We start from the raw sequence: 16,084 nt of genomic DNA, 5'->3' as shown, positions 1-16,084 counted from the left end.
ACGGGCGGCGGGGCGTGCGGGCGGCGGGGCGCGGGGCGCCGGCCGTGGGAGTCAGGAGCCGCCGGTGGGCGGCGGGGCGCGGGGCGTCGGCCGTGGGGGTCAGGAGCCGCCGGTGGGCTCCGGCGACGCCGGCCGGTCGACCATCCTCACCCCGTGCCAGCAGGCGAGCGTGAGCGCGGACGCCAGCCACACCACGCCCAGCCAGGGGTAGGCGGCCTCGCCGGCGCAGTCAGCGAGGTCCATCTCGCCGGCCGCGTGCAACCGGTGGCACAGGCGCGGCGTCCCGACGGCCGTCTGCACGGGCCACGCCAGCACCATGGTGGCCACCAGGCCGCCCACCGCGCCGAACCCGGCCGCCGCGACGGCCCGTTGGGCGCGGTCGTCCGGCGCGTGGCGGGTCGGCCGGTAGAAGACGGCGATCTGGAGCGCCAGCGTCACTCCGAGCGCGAAGCTCAGCCAGTCGTACCGCCCTTCGCCCAGCGACAGCGTGATCACCGCGGCGAGCGAGGCCGACCACAGCGCGGCCTGGTCGACGACCCCCCTGGTCCCCTGGTCCATGCCGCCGACGCTAGAAGCGGCGCGCGGCCGGCGGCGGGGAAGCGGGGGGACGTCCCCCGATGGTGTGGCAGGGGCGCACGCCCCGCTCGTACGAGGGCGCCCGGCACGCAAAGGGCCCGGACCGACATCGTCGGCCCGGGCCCTCCCCCCTGCGCGCGCGTGGCGTGCCTCGCCCCGCACGACCCGCGGTCCCCACCGCCTGCCGTGCCGGACGTGATCGATCATCACCCACGTCGAACGCCGTTGCGAGACCGGTTGGCCGAATCCGTCAGGTCGCCCTGGCGCGATCCGAACGCGTCGGGGATCTTGATCATTCCCGGGCGTACGTGATCACCTGAACGGGACGTCGACCGAGCCGTCCCCCAGCCCCGGAAAGGTGCCGCCCCACATGCGCGTCAAAGCCTTCGACCACCTGGTCCTCAACGTGACCGACGTCGACCGCGCCCTGGACTTCTACACCGGCCCCCTGGGTCTCGCCCCCGAGCGGGTGGAGGAGTGGCGCGCCGGCAAGGTGCCGTTCCCCTCCGTCCGCATCGATGAGAGCACGGTCATCGACCTCTTCTCCCGCCCCCGCGGCGAGTCCAACGTGGACCACATCTGCCTGGTCGTGGACCCCCTCGACTGGCAGGAGGTCATCGACTCCGGCACCTTCGACGTCCTGGAGGGCCCCGTCCCCCGCTGGGGCGCCCGCGGCTCGGCCCAGTCCGTCTACGTCAAGGACCCGGACGGCAACACGGTCGAACTGCGCTGGTACCCGCAGGACGTGGAGAACGCCGAGGTCTAGGAGCCGGCGGTGGGGCGGCGACGGGCGCGGAGCAGGCGGAGGCCCTTCACGGCGAGGACACCAGCCGTGAGCACGAAGCCGGCGAGAGCGATCCAGTACAGGGATTCCGCCACGAGCAGGCTCAGCAGCAGGCCGACGAACATCAGCGTCGAGCCGACGGCGTCCAGCAGGTCGAGTCGCGCCTTGGACCGCACGGCGGGGTCGGGCCCGCGCATCCGGCGGGCGAGGGGTACGACGGCGAGGGCCTGCAGGACGATCAGGCCGAGGGCGACCCACGCGAACCACTCCGGTATGTCCACGTCATGCAAGGTATCGCTCGCTCCTGGCTCGGTACGGAGGTTCCGCCGGTCGGCAGGACCGTAGGGGCGTGCGGGGGACAGGCCGGAGGGGCCGGGCGGCTCGGCCCGGCCCCTCCTGTGTGGGCCTGTGCGGTACGCGTGGGCCCTGCCCCAGGGGCTCCCCCCGGATCCCTCGGGCGTCCCCCGAGCCCCGCGTACCGTACGGCCCCGCCCGGCCCCGGCGACTCCCCCGATGGCGTCGCCGGAACCGTCCCCGTGTGGTGCGGTCTACTTGGCCGGCTCCGTGGTGACGTGGATGTTGCCCAGCGGGGCGGCCGCCCCGCTGCCGTCGGCCGTCGGTTCGCCGGTGACGTGAATGTTCTTGATGCCGATCTTCTCGGCGATCGCGTCGGTGACCGGCTCGTCGGTGACGTGGATGTTCTTCGCCTCGACGTCGGCCAGCGCCGGCTCGCCCGTGACGTGGATGTTCGTCGGCTTGATGGTCGACTCGTCGCTCATCGCAATCTCCCGTTGTGACGCTGTCAGATAGGTCGTCGAGGCCCGCCCGGCTGCTCCCCCGTGGGCGGCCGGACGGGCCCCCTGTGCAGGGCCGTTCACCCTAGTGCGTCGGAGCGACGGCCTCACCGGCGACCCGTCTGCCCCCCGACGCGACGGATCGATGAGATGAGCATGGCGGGCGGCGATAAACGAATGATGAACGCCCAAGCCGGGGCGGTCGGACCGTCAGGCGGCGGCGACCGGGCGCAGCAGGGCGCGCACCTCTCCGGCTTCGGGGGAGCCCAGCCCGTCGTAGATCTCCAGGGCCTCCCGCCAGCAGACCTGGGCGCGGCCCACCTGCCCTATGCCGGTCAGGGCGTGACCCAGCACCGTCAGGACGTTGCCCCGGCGCCACTCGCCGCCGATGTCCCGCAGCACCGTGAGTGCCATCTCGGCACTGGAGGCCGCCTGGGCGTACCGGCGTGCGGCGACGTCCACCTCGGCGATACGGAACAGCGTCATCCCCTCCCAGAGCCGCTGGCGGCTGTCCCGGAAGACCTCGAGCGCTTCGCTCAGGCTCGTGGACGCCTCCGCGAGCTGACCGCTCTGCGTGAGGGCGACTCCCATGGCGTACCGGCCGTTGGCGCCCTTCAGGGCGTGTCCCATGCGGTCGTACATGTCCGCGCCCCGGCGGGCCAGGGAGACCGCGCTGGCGGTCCGGCCGGTCAGGAGGTGGATGCGCGAGAGGTTGCACAGCGCGCTGGCCTCACCGGGACCGTCCTGGCAGTCCCGGAACGCCTCGATCGCCTCGTTGAGGAAGTCCTCGCCCTCCTCGTACCGATTGCGGTAGACCGCCATCACCCCGAGGGTGTTGGCGGCCCAGCAATGGGGGAGCCGGTCGCCGACGCCGTTGGCGAGGCGCATGGCCTCCCGGGCCTCCCCGTCGGCCTGGTCGAACCGGCCCGAGACGTGGTGCACGTACGCCAGCGTGATCGACGCCCGGCCCTCCGCCCGCATGTCCCCCGCGCCCCGCGCCGCCTCCCGGAGGCCCGCCGCCACCGCCTCGTACTCCTTGGAGTTGGCACCGGACTCCGCGAGGTCCAGCGCCGCCCACAGCAGGTCCACCGCGCGGCGCAGGGTGGACGGGTTCGTGGCGGACTGGCGGACGCAGGCGAGGAGGCAGTTGGCCTCGGCGTAGAGCCAGTCCTGGGCCGCGTGGCGGTCGGTGAAGGTGAGGCCCTCGTAGTGGGTGGGCTCCAGGTGGTCGACCAGGCGGTCGCCGGGGCGCTCGATGGCGTAGACGCGGCTCGCCGTCGACAGGTAGAAGTCGAGCAGCCGGGACAGCGCCAGCTCCCGTTCCACCGGCGGCTGTTCGTCCCGTTCCGCGCACGCACGCGCGTAGAGCCGGACCAGGTCGTGGTAGCGGTAGCGGCCCGGGGCGGCGGATTCGAGCAGCGAGGTGTCGACCAGGGCCTCCAGGAGGTCCTCGGTCTCCCACTCCGGGAGGTCCAGGACCGCCGCGGCCGCCGCCAGGGAGATGTCCGGGCCGTCCGCGAGGCCCAGCAGGCGGAAGGCGCGGGCCTGGGCCGGCTCCAACTGGCCGTAGCCGAGTTCGAAGGTCGCCTTGACGGCCAGGTCACCGGCCTGCAGCTCGTCCAGGCGGCGCCGCTCGTCGGCCAGCTTGGCCGCGAGGACGGAGACCGTCCACGTGCGGCGCGCCGCCAGCCGGGACGCCGCGATCCGGATGGCGAGCGGCAGGAACCCGCACGCGGCGACCACGTCGAGCGCCGCCTCCCGCTCCGCCCGCACCCGCTCCTCGCCGACGATCCGGGTGAACAACTGGAGCGCCTCCTCGGGCGACATGACGTCCAGGTCCACGAGGTGCGCCCCGGCCAGGTCGACCATGCGGATACGGCTGGTCACCAGGGCCGCGCACCCGGCCGTGCCGGGCAGCAGCGGGCGGATCTGGGCGGCGTCCCGCGCGTTGTCCAGGAGCACCAGGACCCGGCGGCCGTCGAGCGTGGAGCGGTAGAGCGCGGCCCGCTCGTCGAGCGAGTCCGGGATCGCCGAGTCGGGCGTGCCGAGGGCGCGCAGGAAGGCGCCCAGGACGGTCTCGGGCGCCGCCGCCCGGGACCCCGCGCCCTGGAGGTCCACGTAGAGCTGGCCGTCGGGGAAGTGCGGCCGCGCCTCGTGGGCGACGTGCACGGCCAGGGTGGTCTTGCCGACGCCGCCGATGCCGGCGAGGGCCGAGACCGCCATCACGGAACCCTCCGCGGTCGCGAGCCGGTCGCCCAGCTCCCGTACGAACGCGCTCCGGCCCGTGAAGTCCGGCACGGTCGCCGGCAGTTGGGCGGGCCGGGCCACCGGCGCGGCGGCCGGGGCCTGCTCCTCGACGGGGCGGGCGAGCTCGGCGTCGGCCTGGAGGATGCGCTGCTGGAGCCGGGACAGCTCGGGCGTGGGGTCGACGCCGAGCTCGTCGGCGAGCAGGCGGCGCGTGTCGGCGTAGACGGCGAGCGCCTCCGCCTGCCGGCCGGACCGGTACAAGGCCAGCATCAGCAGCTCGCGGAGCCGCTCGCGCAGCGGGTGCGCCGCCGTCAGCGCGGTCAGCTCGGAGACGGCCTCGGCATGGGCCCCGACCTCCAGGTCGAGGTCGAGCCGGGTCTCCAGGAGCTGGAGCCGCCACTCCTCCAGGCGGGTGCGCTGGTTCTCGGCGTACGGCCCGGGGACGGAGGCCAGGGCCTCGCCGTCCCACAGGGCGAGGGCGTCGTTCAGGCGGTCGCGGGCGTCGCCGCGCCGTCCGGCGGCGCGCAGCTTCTCGGCCTCGGCGGCGAGCTCCTGGGCGGTGGTGAGGTCGAGGGCGAGACCGGCGCGGCCGGTGCGGATGGCGTAGCCGCCGGAGTCGCTGACCAGGACGCCGGGGTCGAGGGCCTTGCGCAGCCGGGAGGCGTACGTACGGACGGCGGCCAGGGCCTGGGAGGGCGGTTCCTCGCCCCAGATGGCGTCGATGAGCTCGGCGGCGGTGGCGGTCCGCCCGTCGCGCAGGAGCAGCGCGGCGAGCAGGGCGCGCTGCTGGGGCGACCCGGTGGGCAGTGCCTGGTCGCCGCGGGCGGCGCGTACGGGGCCGAGCACCCGGAAGCGGAGGTGGGAGCCGTTGCCGGTGGGGTCGGTGGGGTCGGTGGGGTCGCCGGTGCCGGTGCCGGTGGGGTCGGTGGGGTCGGTGGGGTCGCCGGTGCCGGTGCCGGTGCGGCCACTGGTGCCGGTGCGGCCACTGGTGCCGGTGTCGGTGCCGGCGGCCCCGGCGCTCCCGCCCCGCGAGGTCCTCGTGGCCCCGTTCCCCGCGGACCTGTTCCCCGCGGCCCGGTGTCCCGCGGACCCGTTCCCCTCGAAGCCCTTCCTCGCGGACCCGTTCCCCGCGGGGCCCCGCCCGCCGCCGGTCGTGCCGGAGCGCGGGTCGTCGGCCGGCCCGGTGCCGGTTCCGTCGGGACCCGTCGCCGGAGTCCGCTGCTCCGGAACTCGCGGCCCGTTCTCACGGTCCATTAGCTCCCCCTGCCCGTACCGCTGGTTTCGCCCAAGACAGTCTGCCTTGTCCGGAGGGCGTGCGTCAGCATCGGGTCGGCCGTTCCCAGGCTGTGACAGACGGGCCGGCGGAGGGTTCCACGAGGGCCGACGACCCCCGTTTACTGACGGATCGTCAGATCAGCGCTACCGTGAACGGCATGGAGAGCTTCCCGAAGATCATCTCGGTGGACGACCACACCGTGGAGCCCCCGCACGTCTGGCAGGACCGGCTCCCGTCCCGCTATCGCGACACCGGACCCCGGATCGTCCGCGCGCCGCTGAAGGAAATGACCTTTCTGGGCGGAAAGTTCGCCCCCGTGATGGGTGCCAAGGGGGATGAAGGCCCCATCGGCGACTGGTGGGTCTACGAGGACCTGCACCGGCCCCTCACCCGGCTCGACACCGCCGTCGGCTACGACCGCGACGAGATCCGCCTGGAGGTCATCACCTACGAGCAGATGCGGCCCGGCTCCTACTCGGTGCCCGAGCGGCTCGCCGACATGGACGTCAACCACGTCCAGTCGGCCCTCTGCTTCCCCACCTTCCCCCGGTTCTGTGGACAGACCTTCACCGAAGCCGCCGATCGTGAACTCGGTCTCCTCGGCGTGCGGGCCTACAACGACTGGATGGTCGAGGAGTGGTGCGGCCCCGAGGCGCGGGGCCGGCTCATCCCCCTGACCCTCATCCCGCTGTGGGATCCCGAGCTCGCCGCCGCCGAGGTGCGCCGCAACGCGGCCCGGGGCGTGCGGGCCGTCGCCTTCTCCGAGATCCCGCCGCACCTCGGGCTCCCGTCCGTCCACACCGACCACTGGGACCCGTTCCTGCGCGCCTGCGACGAGACCGGCACCGTGATCGCCATGCACATCGGCTCCTCCAGCCGGATGCCCTCCACCTCCGCCGACGCCCCGCCCGCCGTCGGCTCCACCATCACCTTCGCCAACTGCTGCTTCTCGATGGTCGACTGGCTGATGAGCGGCTCCTTCGAGCGCTTCCCGAACCTGCGGATCATGTACGCCGAGGGGCAGATCGGCTGGATCCCGTACATCCTGGAGCGCGCCGACGTCGTGTGGGAGGAGAACCGCGGCTGGGGCGGCGTGGCCGAAAAGGTACTGCGCCCGCCCTCCGAGCTCTTCGCCGAGCACGTCTACGGCTGCTTCTTCGACGACGCCTTCGGGCTGCGCAACCTCGACGCGATCGGGGTGGGCAACGTGCTCTACGAGACGGACTACCCGCACTCGGACTCCACCTGGCCCACGTCCCGCGAGGTCGGCGAGGCCCAGATGGCCCACCTCGCACCGGACGTCGTCGAGCGGATCGTGCGCGGCAACGCGATCGAGCTGCTCGGTCTGACCGAGGACGGCCTCTGGCGGCCGTGACGGGTGACGCGGGCCTGTGGCCTCCCGGGGTGCGGTCGCGCCTCGCCTACGGCAGGACGTCGTGGACCGCCTCGCCTACGGCAGGACGTCGTGGACGCTGTGCTCGCTCAGGTCCGGGGCGTGGCGAGCGAGGGTGCGGTAGTCGGCGTCGTCGTGCAGCACGGTCAGCCCGTGATGGGCCGCGGTGGCGGCGATGATCAGGTCGACGGCCGAGGCGCTCCTGTGTTCCCCGGCCTTCGCCATCCGATGCTGTACGGAGCCGATCCAGCGTCCCGCGTTCTTGGGTACCGCCACGTCGGGGTACAGGTCGGCGAACATCTCCGCGATCTCGTCGTACTCGCGACCGTCGCGGGCGCTGTACAGGAACTCGGTGCGCTGCGGGTAGCAGGAGGCGATCGCCTCGGCGTCGATGGCGTCGTACCAGGCCGCCTGAAGACGGCGGTCGCCGAGTATGCGGACGAGTCCGGAGGTGTCGAGGAGATAGATCACCGACTGTCCTTCTCGGCCTGATGCCGGCGCTCGGCGTCCTTGACCGCCTCCCAGTGGCCCGCGCGCTCGAAGTGGCGGTGGATGCGCGCCGCGCGCTCCTGCCGGTCGGCGTAGAACCGGAGGGCCAGGTTGACGGCCTCCTTCTTGGTCCGCGCCTTGGACAGGGTCATGGCGCGCTGCAGTGCGTCATCGTCTATGTCGATCTGGGTCACGGCCATGCCGCACCTCCGCGATGTTGGCAATGTACAAAGAATTATATGCCACCAACATCGGGTCGGCGAGCGCTGTGATCCTGAGGGGGAGGCCGGTGCCGGCCGCCCCGCTCCCCGTCGTACCCCTTGCCCGAGGGCCCCTCGGCGGCGAGCATGGCCCCGCAGCGCGTAACTGACGGATCGTCAGACATGAGGGGTCCCCATGGTGGTCTACGGCATCCAGCTCCCCGTCCAGTCCCAGAGCACCCTCTACGCCGAGTCCTGGGAGGCCGGGGCCGGGGTCGCCGATCTGGTCGCCGTCGCGCGGGCGGCCGACGCGCACGGCTTCGACTACGTCGCCTGCTGCGACCACGTCGCCATCCCGCGGCGGCTGGCCGGGGCGATGAGCACCGTCTGGTACGACCCGGTGGCCACGCTCTCCTTCCTGGCCGCCGCGACCGAGCGGGTCCGGCTGCTCTCGCACGTCGCCGTCGTGGGCCTGCGCCATCCGCTGGTCACGGCCAAGGCGTACGCGACGCTCGATCATCTCTCCGGCGGCCGGCTGGTCCTCGGGGTCGGGGCCGGGCATGTGCGGGAGGAGTTCGAGGCGGTGGGGGCCGACTTCGCCGGGCGGGGCCGGGTGCTCGACGAGACGATCGACGCGCTGCGGGCGGCGCTCGGGCCCGAGGAGTACCCCGAGCACAGCGGCGAGCGCTTCTCCTTCCGGGACCTCGGCCAGCGGCCCCGGCCCGCCCAGGACCGCGTCCCGGTCTGGGTGGGCGGCTCGTCACCGGCCGCCCTGCGCCGGGCCGCGCTCAAGGGCGACGGCTGGCTGCCGCAGGGCGACCCGCGCGACCGGCTCCCGGAACGGATCGCGCGGCTGCGCCGGCTGCGCGAGGAGGCCGGGATCAAGGAGCCGGTCACCGTCGGCGCGATCACCGAGGCGCTGTACGTCGGCGCGCCGAAGTGGGACGTCGGGCGGCGCACGCTCGCCGGTGGGCCCGAGGCCCTCGCGAGCTCCCTGCGCGCCTACGGGGAGATGGGCGTGCACCAGATCCAGGTGCGGTTCCGCTCCCGGAGCCGTACCGAACTCACCGACCAGATGGCCGCCTTCGCGGCCGAGGTCGCACCCCACCTCTAGCGGCGAGGAGTACGGACATGGGCAAGCTGGACGGGCGGGTCGTCGTCATCACGGGCGCGGCGCGCGGGCAGGGCGAGCAGGAGGCGCGGCTCTTCGCCGCGGAGGGGGCGCGGGTCGTCCTCGGGGACGTGCTGGACGGTCCCGGCGAGGCGCTGGCGAAGGAGCTGGGCGAGGAGCGGGCCGCGTACGTCCACCTCGACGTGACCAGCGAGCGGGACTGGGCGGCCGCCGTGGCCGCCGCCAAGGAGCGGTTCGGGCGGATCGACGGCCTGGTCAACAACGCCGGCATCCTGCGCTTCAACGAGCTGGTGTCGACACCGCTGGACGAGTTCCAGGCGATCGTCCAGGTCAACCAGGTCGGCTGCTTCCTGGGCATCAGGACCGTCGCGCCGGAGATCGAGGCGGCCGGCGGCGGGACGATCGTCAACACCGCCTCGTACACGGGCCTGACGGGCATGGCCGGCGTGGGCGCCTACGCCGCCACCAAGCACGCGGTCCTCGGGCTGACCCGGGTCGCGGCCCTGGAGCTGGCCGGGAAGGGGATCCGGGTCAACGCGGTCTGCCCGGGCGCCGTCGACACCCCGATGAGCAACCCGGAGGGCGTGGACCCGGAGGCGACGGCCGAGCTGTACCGCACGCGCGTGCCGCTGGGGCGGATCGGGCGGCCGGAGGAGGTCGCGGCGCTCGCGCTCTTCCTGACCGGCGACGACTCCGCCTACATCACCGGGCAGCCGTTCGTGATCGACGGCGGATGGCTGGCCGGCGTCAGCCTCTTCTGACGCATCGTCATCTCTTGACGCGTTCCGGCGGCGGTGCGACAGTCGGGCACATCGAGAATCTGACGATGCGTCAGAAACCACGAGGGCGGTGAACTTCCTTGGAATTCGGGATCTTCGTACAGGGATACGTCGGCAAGCGCGCCGAGACCGATCCCGAAGCCGAGCACAAGGCGCTCATGGAGGAGACCGAGTACGTCATCCAGGCCGACCGGTCCGGGTTCAAGTACGCCTGGGCCTCCGAGCACCACTTCCTGGAGGAGTACTCCCACCTCTCCGCCAACGACGTCTTCCTCGGGTACCTCGCCCACGCCACCGAGCGCATCCACCTCGGCTCCGGCATCTTCAACCCGCTCGCCCCCGTCAACCACCCGGTCAAGGTCGCCGAGAAGGTCGCCATGCTCGACCACCTCTCCGGCGGCCGCTTCGAGTTCGGGTCGGGGCGCGGCGCGGGCTCCCACGAGATCCTCGGGTTCATGCCGGGCATCACCGACATGAACCACACCAAGGAGATCTGGGAGGAGACGATCGCCGAGTTCCCCAAGATGTGGCTCCAGGACGAGTACGCCGGCTTCCAGGGCAAGCACTGGTCCCTCCCGCCCCGCAAGGTCCTGCCCAAGCCGTACGGGAAGTCCCACCCGGCCATGTGGTACGCCGCCGGCTCCCCGAGCTCGTACGCCATGGCGGGCCGCATGGGGCTCGGGGTCCTCGGCTTCAGCGTGCAGAAGGTCTCCGACATGGAGTGGGTCGTCGAGTCGTACAAGACCGCGATCAAGGAGGCCCGGGCGGTCGGCGACTTCGTCAACGACAACGTGATGGTCACCTCGACCGCGATCTGCGCCGAGACCCACGAGAAGGCCGTCGAGATCGCCGTCGGCGGCGGCCTCAACTACCTCCAGTCGCTGCTCTTCCGCTACCACGACACCTTCCCCCGGCCCGAGGGCATCCCGGAGTGGCCCGAGCTGCTGCCCGCGTACTCGGCCGAGATCATCGAGCTCCTCATCCAGGAGGAACTGATGATCTGCGGCGACCCGTCGGAGGTCCTGGCCCAGTGCAAGCGCTGGGAGCGGGCCGGTGCCGACCAGTTGTCCTTCGGGCTGCCGATCGGGATCTCGTACGAGGACACGATGAACACGATCAGGCTGATCGGCGAGCACGTGATCCCGGAGATCGACACCGACCCGGTCCACCGCACGACCCGCTTCCGGCAGTCCGCCGGCTCCTGACGGGCCCACCCAGCGCGGAGCGGTGTCTTCCCGGACCGCCGCCCCGTACCGCCCCGGCCGGCGGCCGTTCCGCGGCGCCCCCGGCCGGGGCGCACCCGTGCCCCCACCCCGGAACCTGCGAAAGGGATCGCCATGCTCGACCACCTCATCACGGGCGCCACCGTCGTGGACGGCACCGGCGCCCCCGCCTTCACCGCCGACGTCGGGATACGCGACGGGCGGATCGTCCTCGCCACCGCCGGCGAGGAGGCCCGCACCCGCGAGGACGCCGGCGGTCTCGTCCTCGCGCCCGGCTTCGTCGACCCGCACACCCACTACGACGCCCAGTTGTTCTGGGACCCGTACGCCACACCCTCCATGAACCACGGCGTCACCACCGTCGCCGGCGGCAACTGCGGCTTCACCCTCGCCCCGCTGCACCCCGGCCGGCCCGAGGACGCCGACTACACCCGCCGCATGATGTCCAAGGTCGAGGGCATGTCCCTGAAGGCCCTGGAGGAGGGCGTCGACTGGAGCTGGTCGTCGTTCGGGGAGTATCTCGACGCCCTGGACGGGCGGATCGCGGTCAACGCCGGTTTCATGGTCGGCCACTGCGCCCTGCGGCGGTACGTGATGGGCCCGGACGCCGTCGGCGGGCAGCCCACCCCGGAGCAGTTGGACACGATGGTCGGCCTGCTGAAGGAGGCCATGGACGCCGGCGCCTGGGGCCTGTCCACCACCCAGTCGTCCACCCACTCCGACGGCGACGGCGCCCCCGTCGCCTCCCGGCACGCGGCCCCCGCCGAGCTGATCGCGCTCTCCCGGGCCGTCGGCGAGCACGAGGGCACCCAGATCGAGGCGATCCTGGCCGGCTGCCTCGACCGGTTCTCCGACGCCGAGATCGACCTCTTCGTCGAGATGACGGCCGCCGCCGGGCGGCCCCTCAACTGGAACGTGCTGACCATCGACGCCGCCGTCCCCGAACGCGTCCCGCGCCAGCTCCTCGCCTCCGAGCGGGCCCGCGGGTCCGGCGGCCGGATCGTCGCCCTCACCATGCCGATCCTCACCCCCATGAACATGTCGCTCGGCACCTTCTGCGCCCTCAACCTCATCCCCGGCTGGGGCGAGGTCCTCTCCCTCCCCGTGCCCGAGCGGATCGCGCGGCTCCGCGACCCCGCCGTACGGGCCGGGATGCTGCGCCGCGCCGACTCCAAGGAGGCCGGCGTCTTCCGGCGCCTCGCGGACTTCGGCCGCTACGTCGTCGGCGACACCTACAGCCGCGAGAACGCGGGCCTGACCGGCCGGGTCGTGAAGGACATCGCCGCCGAACGCGGCCAGGACCCCTTCCAGTGCCTCGTCGAGATCTGCGCCAACGACGACCTGCGCACCGTCCTGTGGCCGATGCCCACCGACAACGACCCGGCGAGCTGGGCGCTGCGCGCCGAGACCTGGCAGCACGAGGACGTCCTGCTCGGCGGCTCCGACGCGGGCGCCCACCTGGACCGGATGTGCGGGGCGCCGTACACCACCCGCTTCCTCGGCGACTGTCTGCGCGGCCGGAAGCTGGTGCCGCTGGAGCAGGCCGTGAAGATGCTGAGCGACGACCCGGCGCGGCTCTTCGGGCTGCGCGGGCGCGGCCGGATCGCCGAGGGCCACCACGCCGACCTGGTCCTCTTCGACCCCGGGCGGATCGACGCGGGCCCGGCGACCCTGGTGCACGACCTGCCCGGCGCCGGCCCGCGCCTGGACTCGCGCGCCACCGGGATCGTGTCGGTGCGGGTCAACGGGGTGGAGACGGTCCGGGACGACGAGGTGACCGGGGCGATCCCGGGCCGGGTGCTGCGCTCGGGCCGCGACACGAGGACGGTGAGCACCCGATGACGCACGAGCCGAGGACCGAGCGGCTCTACATAGGAGGGGAGTGGGTCGAGCCCGACGGCGGGCACTACGAGGTGGTGAACCCCGCCACCGAGGAGGTCGTCGGCCTCGCCCCCGAGGCGTCCCGCGCCCAGGTGTACGAGGCGGCCGAGGCGGCCCGCGCGGCCTTCGCGACCTGGTCCCGTACGAAACCGGAGGAGCGGGCCGCGCTCCTGGACCGGGCCGCCGGCCTCATGGCCCGCGACGCCGGGGCCAACACCCTGCTGGCCCGGGCCGAGACCGGCGCGACCACGGGGACCGCCCGCGGGATGCAGGTCGCCGTCGGCGTCTCCCGCTTCCGGCGCTACGCCCGGGGCGCCCTGGAGCCGGTCGAGCAGGCCCTGCCGCCGCAGATCAACGAGGCCGGTCCCATGGGGCGGGCCGGGGTCTTCGGCGCGGTGGCGGTACGGCGCCCGGTGGGCGTGGTCGCCTGCATCACCTCGTACAACAACCCCTGGGCGAATCCGGCCGGCAAGATCGCGCCGGCGCTCGCGATGGGCAACACGGTCGTGGTGAAGCCCGCCCCGCAGGACCCGCTGTCCGTGTACGCGCTGACCCGGGCCCTCGCGGAGGCCGGGGTGCCGGCCGGGGTGGTGAACGTGGTCACCGGCTCCGCGCCCGCCGTGGGCGAGGCGGCCGTGGACTCGCCGGCGGTCGACATGGTGTCCTTCACCGGCTCCACGGCCGTCGGGCAGGCGATCGGCGAGGTGTGCGGCCGGCAGGTGAAGCGGCAGTTGATGGAGCTGGGCGGCAAGGGCGCGGCCCTCGTCCTCGACGACGCGGACCTGGACTCGGCGGTGACGGGGATCGGGACGACGTTCTCCTTCTACAGCGGGCAGATCTGTACGGCGCCGACCCGGGTGCTGGCCCAGCGCGGGATCCACGACCGGCTGGTCGCCGGGCTCGCCGCGTACGCCGGGCGGCTGCCGGTGGGGGATCCGGCGGCGCCCGGCACGGTGGTCGGGCCGGTGATCTCGGCGGCCCACCGCGACCGGGTGGAGTCCTATGTGGAGCTCGGCCGCAAGGAGGGCGCGCGGGTGGTCGTGGGGGGCGAGCGGCCGGTGGTCGGCGACGGGCGCGGTTTCTACGTGGCGCCGACGCTGCTCGCGGACTGCGCGCCCGGGATGCGGGTGGTGCGGGAGGAGATCTTCGGGCCGGTGGTCGTGGTGGTGCCCTTCGACGACGAGGAGGAGGGCGTCGCGCTGGCCAACGACAGCGACTACGGCCTGATCGACTACGTGTGGTCGGAGGACGTGGCCCGCGCATTTCGTATCGCGGGGCGGCTGCGGGCCGGCGGAGTCGGGGTGAACACCGTCGGCCGGAACATGGAGGCACCGTTCGGCGGCTTCAAGAAGAGCGGTGTGGGCCGGGATGTGGGCTCGTACGCACTGCACGCGTACAGCGAGCTACAGGCTGTGGTCTGGCCGGGGTGAAAAGGCGGTCCGGAGGCGTCCGCGAAAATTCCTCGGGAAAATTTGGAAACGGACATTTGGGGCATGGCTGCGGTTCCCGCATAGCGGACGGTCGGTGAGACGCCTACCGGTTGGTCGGTCCCGTGCGGTCGTCGATCTTTCAATCATTGGTGAGCGTCCGCGTTTGACCTCTCAATGAAAGGCAATGATCGTCCGGCCCGGCGGAGTTCGATCTTCCGGATGTGGAAACCGCAGCACTTAACGTCCTGTTCATGACTCAGGTGGATGCACGGCCCCAGGCCGGAGACACGGTAAGGGGCGTCACTCCGGGCGACAGTCACGGAGTACGCACCAAGGGCCTCGGCGGAAATTCCGTGGGCCTCCTCGGCAGTGCCGTCATCGGCATCTCCACTGTCGCCCCCGTTTACTGCCTCACCTCGACGCTCGGCTCCACGGCCGGCGAGGTGGGCCTGCAGATGCCCGCGGTGTTCCTCGCCGGGTTCCTGCCGATGCTCCTCGTCGCGTTCGCGTACCGCGAGCTCAACAAGGTGATGCCGGACTGCGGCACCTCCTTCACCTGGACGGTGAAGGCATTCGGCCCCAAGATCGGCTGGATGTGCGGCTGGGGCCTCGTCATCGCGACGATCATCGTCCTCTCCAACCTGGCGGGCGTCGCGACCTCCTACTTCTGGCTGCTCGCCGGTGAGATCAGCGGCAGCGAATCCGTCGCCGCCCTGGACGAGAACAAGGCCGTCCACATCCTCACCTGCCTCACCCTGATCGCCGTCGCCACCGCCATCAGCTACCGCGGCATGACCGCCACCAAGGGCGTGCAGTACGCCCTCGTCGGCCTCCAGCTCGTCGTCCTCGGCCTCTTCGTGGCCATGGCGCTGTCGAAGGCCGGCTCCTTCGAGACCTCGGTCGACTTCTCCTGGTCCTGGATGAACCCCTTCGCGGTGCAGTCCTTCGCCGCGTTCACCGCCGGACTCTCCCTGTCGATCTTCATGTACTGGGGCTGGGACGCCTGCATGGCGACCAACGAGGAGACCACCGGCAGCCAGAAGACGCCCGGCCGCGCCGCGCTGATCGCCATGGTCGTCCTGGTCGCCTCCTACCTGGCCACCGGCATCGCCGCCCAGATGGCCGTCGGCTCCGGCGACCAGGGCCTCGGCCTCGCCAACCCGGAGACCTCCGACAACGTCTTCGCCGCCCTGGCCGGCCCCGTCATGGGCCCCGCCCTCGGCATCCTGCTCTTCGTCGCGGTCCTCGCCTCCGCCGCCGCCAGCCTCCAGACGACCTTCATCCCGGTCGCCCGCACGGTCCTCGCGATGTCCACCTACGAGGCCCTGCCGAAGTCCTTCACCAAGGTCCACCCGGTCTTCAAGACCCCCGGCAAGGCCACCGTCGTCGCCGGTGTCGCGACCGGCGCCTTCTACACGGTGATGACCCTGGTCAGCGAGAACGTCCTGGTCGACACGATCTACGCGCTCGGCCTGATGATCTGCTTCTACTACGCCCTGACGGCCTTCGCCTGCGTCTGGTACTTCCGCGCCGAGCTCTTCCGCTCCGGCCGCGACTTCGCCTACAAGGGCCTCATGCCGCTCCTCGGCGGCCTGATGCTGACCGCCGTCTTCGGCAAGACGCTCTACGACATGTGGGACCCGGCCTACGGCTCCGGCTCCGCCGTCCTCGGCGTCGGCTCCGTCTTCGTCATCGGAGTCGGACTGCTGCTCCTCGGCGTGGTCATCATGCTGGTGATGCAGCGCCGCAGCCCCGCCTTCTTCCGCGGCGAGGTGCTCACCAAGGAGACCCCGTCGCTGGTCGTCGAGGACTGATGGACTCCCCGGCGAACCGGTGACGGCAAAAGGCGAGGTGGCGGGCCCGTGGGGGGTCCCGCCACC

At 72.5% G+C, this 16,084-nt stretch carries 14 protein-coding genes; 8 read left to right on the top strand and 6 right to left on the bottom strand.

Annotated elements, in window-relative coordinates; translation table 11 throughout:
* Positions 1–99: 99 nt before the first annotated feature.
* Positions 100–558 (bottom strand): hypothetical protein, encoded by a 459-nt coding sequence (locus tag ABZ135_RS18760; protein WP_356697046.1) that lies wholly within the window; start codon positions 556–558, stop codon positions 100–102.
* A 388-nt stretch (positions 559–946) separates the two neighbouring features.
* Between ABZ135_RS18760 and ABZ135_RS18755 the strand changes: the two genes are divergently transcribed.
* Positions 947–1,342, top strand: a complete 396-nt coding sequence (locus ABZ135_RS18755) for a VOC family protein (protein WP_356697044.1) — start codon at positions 947–949, stop codon at positions 1,340–1,342.
* On the opposite strand, the gene ABZ135_RS18750 is transcribed toward ABZ135_RS18755, so the two are convergent.
* The 3 genes from ABZ135_RS18750 to ABZ135_RS18740 all read right to left on the bottom strand — a co-directional run bounded on the left by ABZ135_RS18750 (position 1,339) and on the right by ABZ135_RS18740 (position 5,655).
* On the bottom strand, positions 1,339–1,641 hold the full coding sequence (locus ABZ135_RS18750) for a hypothetical protein (protein ID WP_356697042.1): 303 nt from the start codon (positions 1,639–1,641) through the stop codon (positions 1,339–1,341). The genes ABZ135_RS18755 and ABZ135_RS18750 overlap by 4 nt on opposite strands.
* Before the next feature lie 267 nt (positions 1,642–1,908).
* Entirely contained in the window at positions 1,909–2,139 is a 231-nt protein-coding gene (locus ABZ135_RS18745) for a hypothetical protein (RefSeq protein WP_356697040.1), read from the bottom strand.
* Between the two features lie 225 nt (positions 2,140–2,364).
* Positions 2,365–5,655, bottom strand: coding sequence for a BTAD domain-containing putative transcriptional regulator (locus tag ABZ135_RS18740; RefSeq protein WP_356697038.1), 3,291 nt, complete (start codon positions 5,653–5,655; stop codon positions 2,365–2,367).
* Positions 5,656–5,834: 179 nt separating this feature from the next.
* On the opposite strand from ABZ135_RS18740, the gene ABZ135_RS18735 reads away from it, so the two are divergent.
* Positions 5,835–7,052 carry an amidohydrolase family protein gene (locus tag ABZ135_RS18735; protein ID WP_356697036.1) on the top strand — a complete coding sequence of 406 codons (1,218 nt, stop codon included), beginning with the start codon at positions 5,835–5,837 and terminating at the stop codon, positions 7,050–7,052.
* Between the two features lie 75 nt (positions 7,053–7,127).
* Here ABZ135_RS18735 and ABZ135_RS18730 read toward each other — a convergent pair whose 3' ends face one another.
* Positions 7,128–7,541, bottom strand: a complete 414-nt coding sequence (locus ABZ135_RS18730) for a PIN domain-containing protein (protein WP_356697034.1) — start codon at positions 7,539–7,541, stop codon at positions 7,128–7,130.
* On the bottom strand, positions 7,538–7,759 hold the full coding sequence (locus ABZ135_RS18725; protein WP_356697032.1) for a type II toxin-antitoxin system VapB family antitoxin: 222 nt from the start codon (positions 7,757–7,759) through the stop codon (positions 7,538–7,540). Before ABZ135_RS18725 ends, ABZ135_RS18730 begins: the two co-directional genes overlap by 4 nt.
* Before the next feature lie 196 nt (positions 7,760–7,955).
* On the opposite strand from ABZ135_RS18725, the gene ABZ135_RS18720 reads away from it, so the two are divergent.
* The 6 genes from ABZ135_RS18720 (at position 7,956) to ABZ135_RS18695 (ending at position 16,018) form a co-directional block, all read left to right on the top strand.
* Complete coding sequence (locus ABZ135_RS18720) at positions 7,956–8,873, top strand: LLM class F420-dependent oxidoreductase (protein WP_356697030.1); 918 nt, start codon at positions 7,956–7,958, stop codon at positions 8,871–8,873.
* A gap of 17 nt (positions 8,874–8,890) precedes the next feature.
* On the top strand, positions 8,891–9,652 hold the full coding sequence (locus tag ABZ135_RS18715; RefSeq protein WP_356697028.1) for a glucose 1-dehydrogenase: 762 nt from the start codon (positions 8,891–8,893) through the stop codon (positions 9,650–9,652).
* A gap of 98 nt (positions 9,653–9,750) precedes the next feature.
* Positions 9,751–10,875 (top strand): LLM class flavin-dependent oxidoreductase, encoded by a 1,125-nt coding sequence (locus tag ABZ135_RS18710; protein ID WP_356697026.1) that lies wholly within the window; start codon positions 9,751–9,753, stop codon positions 10,873–10,875.
* A 132-nt stretch (positions 10,876–11,007) separates the two neighbouring features.
* Positions 11,008–12,735, top strand: a complete 1,728-nt coding sequence (locus tag ABZ135_RS18705; protein WP_356697024.1) for a D-aminoacylase — start codon at positions 11,008–11,010, stop codon at positions 12,733–12,735.
* Entirely contained in the window at positions 12,732–14,204 is a 1,473-nt protein-coding gene (locus ABZ135_RS18700; protein ID WP_356697022.1) for an aldehyde dehydrogenase family protein, read from the top strand. Before ABZ135_RS18705 ends, ABZ135_RS18700 begins: the two co-directional genes overlap by 4 nt.
* A 251-nt stretch (positions 14,205–14,455) precedes the next feature.
* Positions 14,456–16,018 (top strand): APC family permease, encoded by a 1,563-nt coding sequence (locus ABZ135_RS18695; protein WP_356697020.1) that lies wholly within the window; start codon positions 14,456–14,458, stop codon positions 16,016–16,018.
* Positions 16,019–16,084 lie beyond the last annotated feature (66 nt).

The organism is Streptomyces sp. NPDC006339 (assembly GCF_040612775.1).
Lineage (GTDB): Bacteria > Actinomycetota > Actinomycetes > Streptomycetales > Streptomycetaceae > Streptomyces.
Note: the sequence above shows the minus strand (reverse complement) of the source record. Positions and strands in the feature narration are given on the sequence as shown.